Source organism: Rhizorhabdus sp. P4_G6, assembly GCF_056401045.1.
Window position 1 is genome coordinate 95,211 of the sequence record NZ_JBFUKC010000005.1, and the last position, 15,936, is coordinate 111,146.

15 protein-coding genes and 1 pseudogene are annotated in these 15,936 nt (G+C 65.1%); 11 read left to right on the forward strand and 5 right to left on the reverse strand.

Features of this window, described 5'->3' with window-relative positions; genetic code table 11:
• Positions 1-15 precede the first annotated feature (15 nt).
• Complete coding sequence (locus AC1DPF_RS07800) at positions 16-978, reverse strand: patatin-like phospholipase family protein (protein ID WP_477868991.1); 963 nt, start codon at positions 976-978, stop codon at positions 16-18.
• 81 nt (positions 979-1,059) lie between these two features.
• Here AC1DPF_RS07800 and AC1DPF_RS07805 point away from each other — a divergent pair.
• Positions 1,060-1,299 (forward strand): annotated as a pseudogene (locus AC1DPF_RS07805) (hypothetical protein); the annotation flags it as partial.
• 22 nt (positions 1,300-1,321) lie between these two features.
• On the opposite strand, the gene AC1DPF_RS07810 reads toward AC1DPF_RS07805, so the two are convergent.
• Both AC1DPF_RS07810 and AC1DPF_RS07815 read right to left on the reverse strand, forming a co-directional pair.
• A complete protein-coding gene (locus AC1DPF_RS07810) occupies positions 1,322-3,976 on the reverse strand; it encodes an EAL domain-containing protein (protein WP_477868989.1) in 2,655 nt (884 codons plus the stop codon).
• 76 nt (positions 3,977-4,052) lie between these two features.
• Positions 4,053-4,844 (reverse strand): metallophosphoesterase, encoded by a 792-nt coding sequence (locus AC1DPF_RS07815; protein WP_477960584.1) that lies wholly within the window; start codon positions 4,842-4,844, stop codon positions 4,053-4,055.
• Between the two features lie 306 nt (positions 4,845-5,150).
• Between AC1DPF_RS07815 and AC1DPF_RS07820 the strand changes: the two genes are divergently transcribed.
• The 8 genes from AC1DPF_RS07820 (at position 5,151) to AC1DPF_RS07855 (ending at position 13,109) form a co-directional block, all read left to right on the forward strand.
• Positions 5,151-6,041, forward strand: coding sequence for an FkbM family methyltransferase (locus AC1DPF_RS07820; protein WP_477868985.1), 891 nt, complete (start codon positions 5,151-5,153; stop codon positions 6,039-6,041).
• A gap of 112 nt (positions 6,042-6,153) precedes the next feature.
• Positions 6,154-6,909 (forward strand): FkbM family methyltransferase, encoded by a 756-nt coding sequence (locus AC1DPF_RS07825; RefSeq protein ID WP_477960586.1) that lies wholly within the window; start codon positions 6,154-6,156, stop codon positions 6,907-6,909.
• 174 nt (positions 6,910-7,083) lie between these two features.
• Positions 7,084-8,421 (forward strand): class I SAM-dependent methyltransferase, encoded by a 1,338-nt coding sequence (locus tag AC1DPF_RS07830; RefSeq protein ID WP_477960588.1) that lies wholly within the window; start codon positions 7,084-7,086, stop codon positions 8,419-8,421.
• Positions 8,422-8,534: 113 nt separating this feature from the next.
• Positions 8,535-9,527 carry a KpsF/GutQ family sugar-phosphate isomerase gene (locus AC1DPF_RS07835; RefSeq protein WP_477868980.1) on the forward strand — a complete coding sequence of 331 codons (993 nt, stop codon included), beginning with the start codon at positions 8,535-8,537 and terminating at the stop codon, positions 9,525-9,527.
• A 16-nt stretch (positions 9,528-9,543) separates the two neighbouring features.
• Positions 9,544-10,347: a 3-deoxy-manno-octulosonate cytidylyltransferase gene (locus tag AC1DPF_RS07840; RefSeq protein ID WP_477868978.1), complete on the forward strand. Its 804-nt coding sequence runs from the start codon at positions 9,544-9,546 to the stop codon at positions 10,345-10,347.
• A gap of 10 nt (positions 10,348-10,357) precedes the next feature.
• Positions 10,358-11,383: a phytanoyl-CoA dioxygenase family protein gene (locus tag AC1DPF_RS07845; RefSeq protein ID WP_477960590.1), complete on the forward strand. Its 1,026-nt coding sequence runs from the start codon at positions 10,358-10,360 to the stop codon at positions 11,381-11,383.
• 63 nt (positions 11,384-11,446) lie between these two features.
• Complete coding sequence (locus AC1DPF_RS07850; protein ID WP_477960592.1) at positions 11,447-12,637, forward strand: hypothetical protein; 1,191 nt, start codon at positions 11,447-11,449, stop codon at positions 12,635-12,637.
• 4 nt (positions 12,638-12,641) lie between these two features.
• Complete coding sequence (locus AC1DPF_RS07855; protein ID WP_477868972.1) at positions 12,642-13,109, forward strand: YbaK/EbsC family protein; 468 nt, start codon at positions 12,642-12,644, stop codon at positions 13,107-13,109.
• A gap of 59 nt (positions 13,110-13,168) precedes the next feature.
• On the opposite strand, the gene AC1DPF_RS07860 is transcribed toward AC1DPF_RS07855, so the two are convergent.
• Positions 13,169-13,549, reverse strand: a complete 381-nt coding sequence (locus tag AC1DPF_RS07860; protein ID WP_477960594.1) for a hypothetical protein — start codon at positions 13,547-13,549, stop codon at positions 13,169-13,171.
• A 96-nt stretch (positions 13,550-13,645) separates the two neighbouring features.
• Positions 13,646-14,149: a DNA-deoxyinosine glycosylase gene (locus AC1DPF_RS07865; protein ID WP_477960596.1), complete on the reverse strand. Its 504-nt coding sequence runs from the start codon at positions 14,147-14,149 to the stop codon at positions 13,646-13,648.
• Between the two features lie 80 nt (positions 14,150-14,229).
• Between AC1DPF_RS07865 and AC1DPF_RS07870 the strand changes: the two genes are divergently transcribed.
• Both AC1DPF_RS07870 and AC1DPF_RS07875 read left to right on the forward strand, forming a co-directional pair.
• Positions 14,230-15,228, forward strand: coding sequence for a cysteine synthase A (locus AC1DPF_RS07870; RefSeq protein WP_477868966.1), 999 nt, complete (start codon positions 14,230-14,232; stop codon positions 15,226-15,228).
• Positions 15,229-15,329: 101 nt separating this feature from the next.
• Entirely contained in the window at positions 15,330-15,557 is a 228-nt protein-coding gene (locus tag AC1DPF_RS07875) for a hypothetical protein (RefSeq protein ID WP_477960598.1), read from the forward strand.
• Positions 15,558-15,936: the final 379 nt, after the last annotated feature.

A 15,936-nucleotide genomic window follows, 5' to 3' on the forward strand; every position in this document is an offset into this window, starting at 1 on the left:
CGAATGAGGATCATCTCAACTTAACAGCGGTTCGAGTGCTTCCCACTCACGCTCGACCGCGCGGCGGCCGGCGTCGATCGCGGCACGGATCTTCGCTGGGTCGAATTCGAGCGTCTCGGAATATTCCTCGTCGGGCTCGATGATCCGGATCGGCGCGAAGCGATAGCGCGCGATCTGAACGTCGAGCGGCCGAAGGATGCGCGCTGCCTGCGCGCCTCCGATGCCTTCGGCTTGCAGCGCACGAAGCTGCGCTTCGCGCGCCGCGATCAGATCGTTGATCAGCGCGGCGCCGGCCAAATCGTTGGCCGATACCTCCGACTGCAGGATATCCACCGCCCGCAACCCGATCTTGATCAAATTGCCGTAGGTGCGGACCCGCCCCGGTTGCGGTGCGGGTGACGCGCGCACCGCAATCACGCCGCGCGGGTTCAGCTCCAGCGCAGTGCTGAGCGGCGTCACGTCGCGCACTCCGCCGTCGACCCATTGTTCCTCGGTTCCGTCACGGGCGCGCGTCTTCAACGGATCGAAGAAAAGCGGCATCGCGCAGCTCGCATAGACCCAATTGTGGATGCCAGGCACGCTTTCGTCGATGCTGCGATAGGTGCCGGCGCCGAGGTTGACGACGCCGAGCCGCAACTTGCGCCCGCTCGCTGCCAGCTTCTCCTCGTCGGCGAAGCCCTTGATGAGACGCTTCAGCGGCGCAGCGTCGTAGATCGCATCCTCGCCGAGAATCCCGCCGACGACACCGAGCGGACGTTCCTTGTAGATCGAGCCATTGCCCTTGATGCCGAGCCAGGCGTCCAGCAAGCCGGGCACATCGTCCTGCGCGATCCCCAGCGCTTGGATGGCGCCGGTCGAGACCCCGGCGGCGATATCGACCCGAACGCCGCGATTGACGACGAGCTCATGGATGACACCGACCTGAAAGGCGCCCTTGGCGCCGCCGCCGCTCAGCACAATGGCTAGACCGCCTGCCATATCGGCTCTCCTTAACAACGGACGAGATTACAGGAATTCAGGCAGTGAGTCTGCTGCTCATAGCCGCAAGGCGCTGGATCGCCCTGCCGGTCGCCGGCCGTCGGGGGCCGCGCGCGCTGCCGGATGCATGGCGGCAAGGGCAGCGGCGCGCCGCGCGGCAATCGCCACGCCTGGAAGCATGGCGTGCGCTCCGGCCGGATCAGGGCGATCGCCCGCTATCTGCCCGACTGCCGGGCGCTGCTGGACTCGATCCCGTTCGGATTGAACCGGATCGATCCCAGGTTTTGTCCGTTTTCCGGGATTTTCCGAGCCGGCAGATGATTCCATCTGCCTCGAAATCCCTCTATCCCGCTGCGCTTCGCATCATGCGCTGCGGGCTCATCTGCTCGGCTTCGATCGGCTGGTCGAAAGCCACCCCGAACCGGTCCTCGTCGGCCCAGCGGATCACCCCGCCCACCGGCCGGCCGTCGCCGAAATCGAGCGTCACGGTTTCGCCCGGCCGAAAGCCGATCCCGCATTCGATCATCGCGCCGGAGCGCGAAAGGTTGCGGACGCGGCCGGTATCGACGCCATGCCGGCTGCGGACAGTGGCCGCTCGCAGCACCGCGACGCGCGGATCGCGGGTCACCAGCAGCGCCGGCATGACAAGCTTGCCCGACCCCGAAACCCGCGCGCGGGCCTCGTCCGACAGCATCGGGCGGCCGAAGATATAGCCCTGGATATGGCTGCAGCCGAGCGAGCGGATCAGCGCCAGCTCCTCGGGGGTCTCGGCGCCCTCGGCGGTCGTCTCCATCTCCAGGCTCTCGGCCAGCGCGACGATCGCCCGGACGATGGCGGCGTTGCGGTTGCCTGGCACGGCGGCGCCCTGCACGAAGCTCTGGTCGATCTTGATCTTGTTGAACGGCGCCTTCTTCAGATAGCCGAGCGACGAATAGCCGGTGCCGAAATCGTCGAGCGCGAAGCGGACGCCGATCGCCTTGAGCTTCGCGAACATCGCGTCGGTCGCGGCATCGTCGTTCAGGAACACGCCCTCGGTAATCTCGAGCTCGAGCCGGTGGGGCGGTAGCTGGGCCGCGGCCAGCGCGCTCATCACGATGCCGGGCAGCGCAGGGCTGGCGAACTGGATCGGCGAGATGTTGACGGCAACGCGCACCGGATCGGGCCAGTTCGCCGCTTCCAGGCAGGCGGTGCGCAGCACCCATTCGCCGATCTGCGCGATCAGCCCGATTTCCTCGGCGATCGGGATGAACTCGCTGGGCGACACCGGCCCGCGCGTCGGATGATTCCAGCGCGCCAGCGCCTCGAAGCAGACGATCGTCTCGCTCTCCGCGTCGACCACCGGCTGGTAGACGAGATGCAGCCCACCCTCGTTCATCACCTTGCGCAGGTCCATTTCGAGCAGCCGCCGCTCCTTGGCGGTGGCATGCATCTCGGGCTCGTAGAAGCGGTGGACGCCCTTGCCGTCCGCCTTGGCCGCGTAGAGCGCGAGATCGGCGTTGCGGACCAGCTTGTCGGCGCTCGCGCCATCGTCGGGCGCCATGGCGATGCCGATCGACGCGCCGATCGAGACATGCGCGCCCTCGATCGAATAGGGCTTTGACAGCTCGGCGATGATGGCGGCGGCCAGGGTCGCCAGCCGGCTCTTGTCGACGATGCCGGGCAGCACGATGTTGAACTCGTCGCCGCCGAGCCGGCCGACCTGGCCGTCATTATGGACCACCTTGTTCAGGCGATCGGCGACCTGACGCAGCAATATGTCCCCGATCGGGTGGCCCAGCGTGTCGTTGACGGTCTTGAAGCGGTCGAGGTCGAGCATGAACAGCGCGGTGCGCTGGGCGCGCCCCGATCCATCGTGCAGCGACTCGTCGAGCGTGCGGCGCATCAGGATGCGGTTGGGCAGGCCGGTCAGCGCATCGTAGCTCGCCAGCCGCTTCACCTCGGCTTCGGAACGGCGCATCTCGGTCAGGTCGGTGCCGCTACCGCGAAAGCCCAGGAAGCTGCCATATTCGTCGAAGGCTGGTCGTCCGGACAGCGACCACCAGCGGACATCCTGCCCGGCCGCGGCGCGCACCGCGATCTCGGAAAAGGCGAGGCGGGTGGACAGGTGGAAGCCCAGCGTGCGTTCGCCGTCGCCGGTCCCGCGCACATCGCGCCGCTCGTGCAGGACGAGGCCGGTCATCGGCGTCCCGAGAAGATCGTCGACCGACAGGTCGAGCGCGGCCGCGATCTGCGGCGAGATATAGCTGAGCAGGCCGCGCGCGTCGGTCTCCCAGAACCAGCCGCGCCGGTTCTCCTCGAACTCGCGGAGCAGCACCGCCGCCTTCAGCGCCGAGGCCGCGTTGGCGAGCCAGCGGCGCGAGGCCAGGTAGCTGCGCTCCGAAATGCCGCCGAGCGCGACCGTGGCGATACCCAGCAGCGGGACCAGGATGACCAGCGCCATCCAGTCGTTCACCACCAGCGCGACGCTGATCGACAGGGTCAGCCACAGCGCCAGCGCGGCGGTGGGCACGGGCGCGAACACCAGTGTCGTGATCACGAGCAGCGCCGAATAGGCGACCGCCGCGATCGGCCAGTTCGCAGAAGTCATGTCGCGCGCGGCGCCCAGCATCCAGGCCGACCAGCACAGGCCCTGCGCCAGCCCGAACAGCGCGACCAGTGCGTGCATCTGTTCGGGCGATCTGCGCGCCGGCCGCTTGTGGCGGGCGAGGTGGCGGATGACGGTACCTGCAGCCAGGAGCAGGCCCAGCGGCGCAACGATCGACCCCAGCGCGAGGTTCAGTCGCGGCGCCCGCACCAGCCAGAGGCCACAGGCGACGGCGGCGTTCGCCAGCAGCAGCATCGGCATGGCGTCGACCGCCATGCGGACGCGATTGGCGAGCGACTGCTGGTCATGCTCGCCGGCGCGCGGAAACAGGCCGCGCACGAAGCGAAAACGGATCGCATCGATCTCATCCAGGGCTTCGACGGCAAGAGCCGATCGTCCACGCACCCGCCGCATGCGGCGCATCCTCCTCGTTATCGGCGAGGCGCCCCGCCGGTCCCCCGGCAGCGGGCGCCCGCCCCCGATTCGGTGCTTAACCCAGGCTGCTTAATTTCGTTTGAACTTCGCCATCGACGACGCTGGCGCGCACCAGCCACCGGCGCTCGCCTTCCAGGCCCAGCGCGGTCAGCACGCCGGTCCGATAGGCGCCGGTGTCGATGCCGATGCGATTCGCCTGGACGTCGGGCTCGGTCGAGATCGAGTGGCCATGGACGATGCACGCGCCGAGATCGCCACGATGTTGCAGGAACTCGTGGCGGATCCACCGCATGTCGCTCGAATTCTGCTCTTCGAGCGCAACCCCCGGCCGAATGCCGGCATGGACGAACACATAGTCGCCGAAGCGGATAGCATCCGGCAGACTGTCGAGGAACTGGCGATGCCGCTCCGGGATATAGTGCCGCAGCGTCTCGACCGGCGGCAGCTGTTCGCCGAGCGTCGACACCGGGACGCCATAGCTGGCCAGCGTCTCATAGCCCCCGAACTTCAGCCACAGATTCTCGCTGCGGTCCTCCAGCGGATCGAGCGCCCGCAGCATCGCCTCCTCATGGTTGCCCATCAGCACGTGGAAGGTCGCGAAGCCGGGGAGATAGCCGAGCGCGAACTCGATCGTCTCCGCCGAATAGGGGCCGCGGTCGACCAGGTCGCCGAGCAGCACGACATGGTTGTCGGCCGGCGCGCGGGCGGCGATATCGTCGCGGATCTGCGCCAGCAGCGGCAGCAGCAGGTCGAGCCGGCCATGGACGTCGCCGACCGCATAGACCCGCTGGCCAGCGGGAATCTGCGGCCGGGACGCATCGCCGCGCCGGGCGGTCAGCGTATTCATCCGCTGCAACCAGCCCCTGTCGCCGCCCTGCCCAAATCCAGCCTGGTTCAAATCTGCCTCCGCACGGGAGAATATGGCGGTGCACTGGAGGAATGGCAATGCTGGCGGGCGGGACCATCTGCATGGTTGAAAGACCAGCTTCATGGGGCCATAGCGTGGCCGATCTTCAATTTCAGCACTCCGCAGGGGGAATATTGGTTTTCCGTGAATTGTCAGCGTCGGCCTGGTCATCGATCGTCGCGCTGCCCTGTTCGGCTCCCGGTGAGCGCGCGCCTGGCGCCGCCGTGAACGCGGGACAACGCTGAAATGTCGCTGTTCAGCGCGCTGAAGCGTGCGGTCAGGGCCCCTGCCGCAACCGTCGAGGGCAAGCCGCTGTTCGACATCGCCAGCCTGCAGCCGGGCAGCCGCGGCCGCAACCAGGCGATCATTCGCGGACTGTGCGATAATGCCTATCTCGGCGACAACAGTTCACTCTGCCGCGTGCTGGGCCGGTATAGCATGTTCGTCGACACAACCGATCTCGGGTTTTCGAGCCACATGCTGCTCAGCGGCTATTGGGAGATGTGGGTCACCGAAGCCTTTGTGACGCGCGTGCGGCCGGGCATGCATGTCGTCGATTGCGGTGCGAACCTCGGCTATTTCACGCTCATCATGGCGGATCTGGTCGGCGAAACCGGCCATGTCGACGCGTTCGAGCCCAATCCGGCGATCGCGGCGAAGCTCGCCAAGACCATCGAAGTGAACGGCTTTCTCGGGCGGACTACCCTGCACCGGGCCGCCTTGGGCCGCGCCAGCGGAGAAGCGATCCTCCAGATCCCGCCGCACGAACCCAAGAACGCCTATCTTAGCCCGCATCCAGCACGAGCGGAGGATATCGCCGCGAACATCCCGATCCTGCGTCTCGACGAGCTCCCGGGCGCCGATACGATCGATCTGATCAAGATCGACGTCGAGGGCGCCGAAGAGCATGTCTGGGCCGGGATGCAGGGTATTCTCGACAGCCGGCGGCCCCTTACCGTCATCCTCGAATTCACGGCGGCGCGCTATGGCGACCCGGGCGGGTTCCTCGACACGATAATGTCCAGCGGCTTCTCGTCGGCCCATATCGACTATGAGGCAGGCGTCGTTCCGACGACGCGCGAGGAGATCCTGGCAAGACCCGCCCATGTCGATCAGATGCTGGTCTTTACTCGCTAGGATTCGACCGATGGGCCATCCCCTGAACTACGCGTTTCTCGCGCACCGCCGATCATGGCTCCGCCGCTGGCCGCGTTTGCAGATTTTGCTGCGCGAGCTCTATCTCAGGCATATGGCGTGGGCGATCCGCCTCGATGACGAGATGATCCTTTGCCGTATCCTCGGCCGTTACAAGCTCTATGCCGACCCTTCGGATCGGAGTATCTCACCGCATCTGATCATGCAGGGCTATTGGGAACCGCGAACCACCGAAGTCATCATCGATTTGATGAGGCACGGCATGACGGCCATCGATGTCGGCGCCAATCTCGGCTATTTTACCATCGTCATGGCGGCTGTCGGTGGAACTCCCGGACGGGTGCTGGCCTTCGAACCGAACCCGGGAACGGCGAAACGGTTGCGGGAATCCTTGTTGCTCAACGGTTTTCAGACCCGCGTGGATCTCCATGAGGTCGTGCTTGGCGCGACGGATGGCGAGGAGGTCAACCTCCTCCTGTCCGTCAACCATCCCGGCGGCACCCAGGTTACCTCGCTCACCCCCGACGGGCCGAACTTCATCAAGGCGCGGACCCGACGTCTGGATGGTGTGCCAGGGGCGCTCGATGCAGCGCTGGTCAAGATCGACGCAGAGGGCATGGAGGAAGAGATCTGGCGCGGGATGACTGCGATGATCGCGGGCGATCGTCTCCGCAACGTGATCGTGGAGTTCACGCCATCGAGCTATAAGAACGCCCCAGCCATGCTGGACGAAGCCGAAGCGGCAGGCTTCAGGATTTCGAGCATCGACGACGAACGCGGCATCTGTTCTATCAGCCGCTCCGATATACTGCACGGCGCAGCGCAGCAGATGCTTATCTTCCAGCGCTGATCTCGCGACTTTGCAGCGCCGAGCTCAGCGCTGTGGGGCAGCCCTCTGATCTGCGTTGTTGAAACGTTGCGCTCGCGGTCATACAGGGACGCTCCTACCATGACCATCAACAGCCCCCTGTCCGCAGAGCGTTCGCCGCGTCCGATTTTACCACTGCGAGGATGGGCCGCGCGATTGGCTCAGCGTTATAGGGCACGCTTCCTCACGTTGCTGCGCAGCGCCCCCAAGGTGCGCCTGCCTGGCTTTTTCTTTCCGAATGGCCATGCCAGCGGCGTCGTCGATCATGGCGGAACGGATGCACGGCTGGTGTCAGGTTATATGTTTCATAGCGATTACATCGCGGCGGCCGGCACCGGCATAGATTTCGAGGTGGGCCTCAAGGGCCTCACGGCGCAAGCGGGTGAACTGACGCTGACGATCAACCGGCTCGATGATCGCGGGCAGACTGAGGTGGTCAAAACTAAGCAATGGCCGCTGCGTCGCCTTGCTGCTGGTGGAGGCCGGATCGAGTTAGCGGTGTCGGCGGACCCGGACCATAGCTACGCGCTCATTGGAACGCTTTCGTCCGATGCCGACGCCTATGCCGATGAGATCGAAATCAGCGCGATCGGCGGCGAACCCGACCACGCCCTGGTAGCGCGGCTCGATACGGCGCGGCGCGATTTCCTGTCGGAGCCGGGTACCGGTACGCTGAAAAACATCGTCGTTGATAGGAAGGCCACGCTGGTCGAACCGATTTCCCAGATGTGCACGGCGCATCAGATGCAGGAGCCTATTTTCCGGGAATTGTCCGACCGGCTTGGCCAGCCCAACTCATTGCACCGCAAGCATTGGGAATTCGCCTTTATTCTGCGCGCGCTTGAATATCATGGCGCCATTGCGCCTGGTCATCGCGGGCTCGGTTTCGGGGTGGGTGTCGAACCGATGTCATCGCTGTTCGCCGCTGCCGGTTGCGAGGTGCTGGCAACCGACCTGCCGACCGAGGACGATCGCGCAAAGATTTGGGGCGACACCGCGCAACTGGGCGGAAATCTCAGGGAGATGCATTATCCCGGGCTATGCAGCGAGGTCGATTTCTTCGCGCGCGTCTCCTATCGACCTGTCGACATGAACGCGATCCCCGCCGATCTTACCGATTTCGACTTCACATGGTCGTCCTGCGCCTATGAACATCTGGGATCGATCGAGGCAGGCCTGCAATTCTTCGAGAACTCGCTGCGATGCCTCAAAAAGGGAGGCCTGGCGGTGCATACTACCGAACTAAACCTCAGCTCGAACGAGGGAACGCTCGAAGGCGGGGCGACCGTGCTGTTTCGCCGCGCCGACTTCGAGTTATTGTCCCGTCGCCTGATCGCCGCGGGGCACGAGGTTTTTCCCATCACCTTCGATAGCGGCGACAGCGAACTCGACCGCCTCATCGATGTGCCGCCGTACAGCAGCGATCCCCATCTGAAACTCGCACTATTGCGTTGGGTATCAACGTCTTTCGGAATGATCGTGCGTAAGGGCTAATCGGCGCCAGCCCGGCCGCGGCGTCCATTTTGGTGCATTGCCGCAATTAAGATGTTGCAACAAATGCCGGCGTGGCTATTTTGCGCCGACGCTAGGGGGCCAGGGAGACGAGCGTGATAACACACGACATCCGGTCCAACGCGACCAATCTGAACATTTTGTCCCGGGGTCGGGAGGTCTTGAAGGCCGAGATCGATGCCTTGGTTCAGCTCGAGGCATCTCTCGACGACAGCTTTTCCGCAGCGGTGCGGCTACTGGAATCGACCAGGGGCCGGATCGTCGTTACCGGCATGGGCAAGTCGGGCCACGTGGCGCGCAAGATCGCAGCCACGCTGTCCGCTACGGGCTCTCCGGCCATCTTCATCCATCCCGCCGAGGCCGCGCATGGCGATCTCGGCATGGTGCAGCACGGCGACACCATGATCGTCCTGTCCAATTCGGGTGCCACCACCGAATTGACGCCGATCATGCAGCATTGCCGCAGCCTGCGCATCCGCATCATCGGCATCGCTTCGCGCGCCGATTCTCCGGTCATGCAGGCTGCCGATGTGCGGCTGCTGCTGCCGCAAGTGCGAGAAGCCTGCCCCAGCAACATCGCACCGACCACCTCGACCATAATGATGCTGGCGCTCGGCGATGCACTGGCGATGGCGCTCATGGACGTGCGCGGCATCGCGCGGGACAGCCTGAAGCTCCTGCATCCCGGTGGAGCAATCGGCCTTCGGCTGATGGCGGTCACCGAGATGATGCACAGCGGCGCCAGTCTTCCGTTGGTGGCGCTCGATACGCCGATGCGCGACGTGATCATGACGATGACCTCGATCGGCTTCGGTGTTGCAGGCGTCGCCGATGACGATGGCCGGCTCGTCGGCGTGATCACCGATGGCGATTTGCGGCGTCACATCGGCGATCTGTTGGATGGCACCGCGGCCCAGGTCATGACCGCCAGCCCCAAGACCGTCCCGCCCGACACGCTCGCCGAAGATGCGCTGATGATCATGAACGACTGCAAGATCACCACCGTCTTCGTGATGGAAGAGGACCGCCCGGACTATCCGGCTGGCATCGTCCATATTCATGACTTCGTGCGCTACGGGCTGAGCTAGGTTTGAAATTCCTGCCATGACCGATCTCGCGGTCATCATCCCCGCACGCTATCGATCGTCCCGCTATCCGGCCAAACCCCTGGCGCTGCTCGTCGGCGCCGGCGGCGTGGCCAAACCGCTGGTACAGCGCAGCTGGGAATGCGCGGCGACGATCACCGATCGGGGATCTATCTGGATCGCTACTGATGACGACCGCATCGCCGATGCCGTGCGCGGCTTTGGCGGACAGGTGGTGATGACTGCGGAGAGTTGCGCCAACGGCACCGAGCGTTGCGCCGACGCGATCGCCCGGCTGGGCATCAAGCCGCAAACGGTGGTCAACCTCCAGGGCGACGCGCCGCTCACGCCGGCCCATGTGGTGACCGCGCTGGTCGATGCCCTGCGGGCCACTCCGGACGTGGCGATGACGACGCCCGCGATCCGTTGCTCCCGGAGCGTCTATAGCCACCTCGTGGAGGACCAGGCCCAGGGCCGCGTCGGCGGTACGACGGTCGTGTTCGGCAGCGACCATCGCGCGCTGTATTTCTCGAAGCGGGTAATCCCGCATCTTCCGCCCGATGCCGCAGCCCAGGCTTTTCCCCCTGTCCACCTCCATCTCGGCGTCTATGCCTATCGGCCCGAGGCGCTGCGCCGCTATGTCGCCTTGGGCCCGTCCGAGATCGAGCAGCTCGAAGGGCTGGAACAGCTTCGCTTCCTCGATGGTGGCATAGCGGTCGGCGTGGTCCCGTTCGAGCCGCTTGGCTGGGATGCGATCGAGTTGAACAACCCAACGGACGTGGCTCCGATCGAAGCCGTACTCAAAGCGCGCGGAATCGCATAAGAACCGCTGCATGACCGGTTCGATCCTGCGCTTGCTGCTTGCGCCCTGGTGGGCGATGCAACTTCTGACCGGCGCGAAATCCTTTCTCGATAATCCGCTGATCGGGTCGGAACGCCTCAACCGGCGTGGCCTGCATGTGCGCCGCGTCAAGCTTGCACATGCGATGGCCGAGCGCCGCCGCACCCGGCTCGCGAAGCGGGCGGACCCCGTCGACATTGCATCGTTCGAAAGCAACGGCTTCGTCATGAAACGCGACTTCCTGCCGCCCGACATCTTCGCGGCGCTTCGTGAGCAACTGCTCGCATGGCAGGGGCCTGCGCGCGAAATGGTCCAGGGCGACACCATCACCCGCCGCTACGCGGCCGACCCCGAATTGCTGGATGCGGTCCCGGCGATGCGCGCCTTTCTGCGCGATCGGCGCTGGCGCGCGCTGGCGAGATATGTGGCGAGCTTCGACATCGAGCCGCTGCTTTACGTCCAGGCGATCCTCAGCCAGCGTTACGACGCGGCGCCGGATCCCCAGACAAACCTCCACGCGGACACCTTTCACCCGACGATGAAGGCCTGGCTGTTCCTCGAAGACGTGACACTCGAAGACGGTCCGCTGACCTATGTCGCCGGATCGCACCGACTGACCCCGGAGCGGCTGGCATGGGAGCATGGTCGCAGCCTCACAGCCCGGAGCGAGGGAGATTATCTTTCGGCACGCGGCTCGTTCCGGATCGAAAGGGGGCAATTGACGTCTCTTGGCCTGCCGGAGCCGACCGCCTTTGCCGTTCCGGCCAATACGCTCGTCATCGCGGATACCTTCGGCTTCCATGCGCGAGGCCGCAGCGAGCGGGCGTCTACCCGCCTGGAACTGTTCGCCTATAGCCGCCGCAACCCGTTCCTCCCCTTCGCCGGGCTCGACATCTGGAGCCTGCCGGGACTCGCCGAGCGCCGAGTGCCATTGTTATGGCTCACCCATGACATCTACCGGCGCTGGATCGGCCAACCTTGGGCCAAGGCTGGCCGCAAACGCCCCCATGAAGGATAATCCCGTCGCAGCGAGAGCGGCTTCGCTGGATATCCCAGCGCTCCGCCGCTAAGAGCCGCGATCATGGATGCCAATATCAAGGACGCGGTTCGCACGCTCGATCCCTTCGGATTCCTGATCGGGCATAGCAGTGCTATCCGTTCGCTCGGCGGGGCGGAACGCGGCCCCGATCCACGCTATGTCTTCCACACGCCTTATGTGGAGTTCCCACCCGGCCGGCTGATCTTCCATATCAGGTTCGACGGGTTGAAGGCGAGCTTTGGCGAACTTCAGGTCAACATCAATGCCTTCATCCCGGATAGCGGCCGCGACGCCGTTTTCGTCACCTCATCGCGCCTGCATCTTCCGGATCGTGCCGCCGCGGAGCGCGGGCTGACCATCTCGATCCTCAGCGTGGCGGGCGCTGCCTATGCCGCATACGGCTTTTGCACGGGCGGAACCGACGCCAGCGCATCGGGCCTGACCATCACGGTGGAGGAGCTCGAAGCGGCCGAGGGACGCGCGGCCGAGGAATTGCTGCTGCCGACCCGGCTCGGCACGGCCGCCCTAGATATGCCGTCGAGGCTGATCGAGGACGTCAGGCCATCATTCCGTGACCCGGTATCGCAGGCGATGACCGAGGATCAGTTTGCGGAACCCGACTTCGGCCGGTGGGCGGCGACATTGACCCCAGCTCCGCCGAGCAATGCCGCACGCTGGGAACTCGCCTTTATCGCCCAGGTGCTGGATCGGTATGAAATGCTGCGCCCCGGCGGCCGCGGCCTTGCTTTCGGACGTGCAGGCAGGGCGCTTGCGCCGGCCATGAGCGCCGCTGGCTGCGAAGTCTTGCTGGCTCTGCCGGCCGAAGAGGGAACGCCAAATTTCGCGGCGGATCCTTTGCCGTGCGCACGGCTCGATACCCAGCCCGCTCCCGATGGCGCCCTGCCGGCTGTCCTGCTGTCGATGGCGGAGACGGCCGCCGATCAGCGAGGGTTCGATTTCACCTGGTCGATCGGCGTGGCCACCCAGGCCTATGCCGCGCGCAATTTGGTCCCGGCGCTGCTCGATATGATGAAGCTGCTCCGACCTGGGGGCTATGCAGTGCACATGCTCGACATGGCGGTCGCGGCCGGCGGCCCCATTCCCCGAGCGGAGTTGGAGCGCACCGCCATCACCTTGATCTCGCGCGGCTTCAGCGTCGCCCAGCTTAATTTCGGCGGCTCAGCCGTTCGCGGGAATAGCGTCCCCTTCGGTCTCATCGTCCGCAAGGGCTGAATCCATGAGCCTCGACTCCGTCCGCGCCTTCTTTGCGGAGCATGCGCCCGAGATCACTATCATCACGCAGGCAGCGAGCACCGCCACCGTCGACGAGGCCGCCGAGACGCTTGGCGTCCTGCCCGGCCAGATTGCCAAGACGCTGTCGGTGCGAATCGGCGACGCGGTGATGCTGATCGTCGCGCGCGGTGACGCCCGCCTCGACAACCGAAAAGCGAAGGACGCTCTCGGCGGGCGTCCAAGGATGCTGGATCGCGCGGAGGTTGAAGCCCTGACCGGGCACCCCGTGGGCGGTATATGTCCGTTCGGGCTTGCCCGGCCACTGCCGATCTACTGCGACATCTCGCTGCGCGACTTTACTGTCGTCTATCCTGCGGCGGGCGCGCGCACCGCATCGGTGCAGATCAGCCCCGATCGCCTGGCCGCGCTGACCGGCGCCAGCTGGATCGACGTGTGCCACTTGCCTGCATAGGCATAAAAAAGGCCGGCGGAGCATCGCTCGCGCCGGCCTTGCAATTCAAGGGAAAGGGATCAGGCCTTGCAGCTCTGGGCCGGCTTGCCGGGGGCTGCGATCTCGACCTGCGGGCCATCGCCACTCACCGAATAGCCGTCCGCGGTGTAGGGCTTGCCGGCCTCCGCGGCCTTCAACATTGTGGGCGTGCCCTCCTTCGAGGTCTTGTACGCAGCCGTGTTGTTGCTGAAGAAGTCGACGTAGACGAGGCTGGCGTCCTTGCACCGGTAGGTCCGGCTCTGCGTCACCATCGGCGGAAGCTCAACCGGCGCGGCAGCATTGAGCGCCGCGGCATCGGGATCGGATTCACTGGCAGTGATGGTTTCCGGTTTGCCGCATGCGGTGAGCATGAGAGCGGAGCCGAGAACGGCGGCGGTGATGTAGCGGGTCTGGATGTACATAGCGGCGGTGCTTGTGGTCCTTTTGTGCGGTGCGTCAAGTACAGGAACGCCATGAAGCCTGCATGAACATCGGTTTTTTTGCGATCAGACCCCGGATCAGGTGGAATGTTCCACAAATCTCTGCAGGCGGAGCCAGCTCAGCCGCTTTTCCGGGAAGGCGAGCGTATAGGCCGGACTGCTCGACGGGAGGTCGATCAGCTCCAGTTCGGCCACAGCGCCGATCATCTTGCGGCCGATTCGCGCGGCCGTCCCTCCGTTGAACCCGATTGCGCGCAGGGCAGGCAGGGTCGCCACAAGGGCAGCCAGGTCGTTCGGCCGGTGGTCGCGGATCGCGCCGTCGAGGCTACCCGGACGCACCGCGTCGGCAACGACGTCCCACAGGCCGACACCCGCGGCGCCAAGCAGGGCCAGGCGCTCGGCATATGCGAGTTGATTCAACTCTTCCCGGCCGATCGCCGCGCCGATCAAGTGCCAGAACTGATTTTGCGGATGCGCGTAATAGCGCTCTGCGCGCAGCGATGCCTCGCCCGGTAAGCTGCCCAGCAGCAGCAGACGGGTCTCGGGGCCGACGACGGGCGGAAAACTGGCTTTGCGGGTCATCAACGCCGACAAGCAGCACAGACGAACGCCAAAGAGAAGCTATGTTGGCAAGCGCGACCGCGCTCGGCTAGATTCCGCCAATGGCACAAGACAAGATTGCGCACGACGCGCTCGCTCTCATCGGCAACACCCCGCTTGTGAGACTGAAGGGCCCGAGCGAAGCGACCGGCTGTGAAATTCTCGCAAAGTGCGAATTCATGAACCCTGGCGGTTCGGTCAAGGACCGCGCAGCGCTGGCGATCATCACCGACGCGGAGGAACGCGGCCTGATCGAGCCGGGCGGGATCATCGTCGAGGGCACGGCGGGCAACACCGGCATCGGCCTGGCGCTGGTAGGCAATGCGCGCGGCTATCGCACGATCATCGTGATGACCGACACCCAGAGCCAGGAGAAGCAGGCCACGCTGCGCGCGCTGGGCGCCGAGCTCGTCCTCGTCGCGCCGACCGCTTATTCGAACCCTGCCCATTATGTGCATACATCGCGACGCATAGCCGAGGAGACGCCGGGCGCGCTTTGGGCCAACCAGTTCGACAATACCGCCAATCGACTGGCTCATATCCGTACCACCGCACCTGAGATCTGGGCGCAGACCGGCGGCCGGATCGACGGCTTCACCTGCGCGGTCGGCACCGGCGGCACGCTGGCGGGGGTCGGCCTCGGGCTTAAGGAGTATAGCGAGGATATCGTGATCGGTCTCACCGACCCGCACGGCGCTGCGCTCTACAATTATTTTGCGCATGGCGAACTGAAGGCGGAGGGATCGAGCCTCGCCGAAGGCATTGGGCAGAGCCGGATCACCGCCAATCTCGATGGCGCGCCGGTGGACACCCAGTTCCGCATTTCCGACGAGGAGGGCCTCGAGCAGGCCTTCGCGCTTCTGCAAAACGAGGGGCTGTGCGTCGGTCTTTCCTCCGGCATCAACGTCGCCGGGGCCATCGCGCTCGCCCGGGAGCTGGGGCCGGGCAAGACCGTCGTGACCATCTTGTGCGATTCCGGGATGCGCTATCTCTCGTCGATGTACAATCCGGCCTGGCTGGAGGCAAAAGGACTGCCGGTCCCGGCCCTGCTCAACCGCTGAACGGGACGTGATCGTCGCGACGACGGCCGAACGGCTTAACATTTGCAATTGACCTCCGCCCGAGCCTGGCGGAAGTTGGCGCTTATGGGGATTACCGGCTGATGCAGCGCGTGCGGATTGGCATTACCGGCTTGGCCGTGGTGTTCCTGGTCGTGCTGCTGGCTGCCGCCATCGTCGGCTTCCATTCCAAGGACAATGCCACCGGCGGCAATGGCTCGTCGGCTGCCGGCAATAATAGCGAAGTCGCGCCAGCTGACCCGCTGGCCGAGCTCGGCGTCGCGCCGGGCGGCACAGCGGGCGACGACCCCGGACCGCAGTCCACGAAATAACGGGGCGGAACTCGGGCTGCGATTCGCACTCGATCGAGTCGCGCGCAAAGCCGCGCCCACTCCAGCTAGGCGACCGGCCTGAGGTTGTCACCACCGATCCGGGGTAGCGCGGCGCCACTCGCCCTCAATGTTCTCGACATAGTTATCCACAGCCTTGTCCGCACCGGCAGTGCCGGTTTCCCGCGCCCCGCGGTCGCGCACAGGTCGCGGCGCTGTCCACAGGATTCCTGAAATCCACAGCCTGAAGGCAGCTAAAACCACGAAATGGTATAAAAAGGCTTTGAAAACCCGACCCAAACCAAGTACATCCAGGCGGTGAAATGGGGTTAGGAATATCGCCCGGCGTATTGACGCCTCCCGCCGTCCGGAAAGGGCAGCG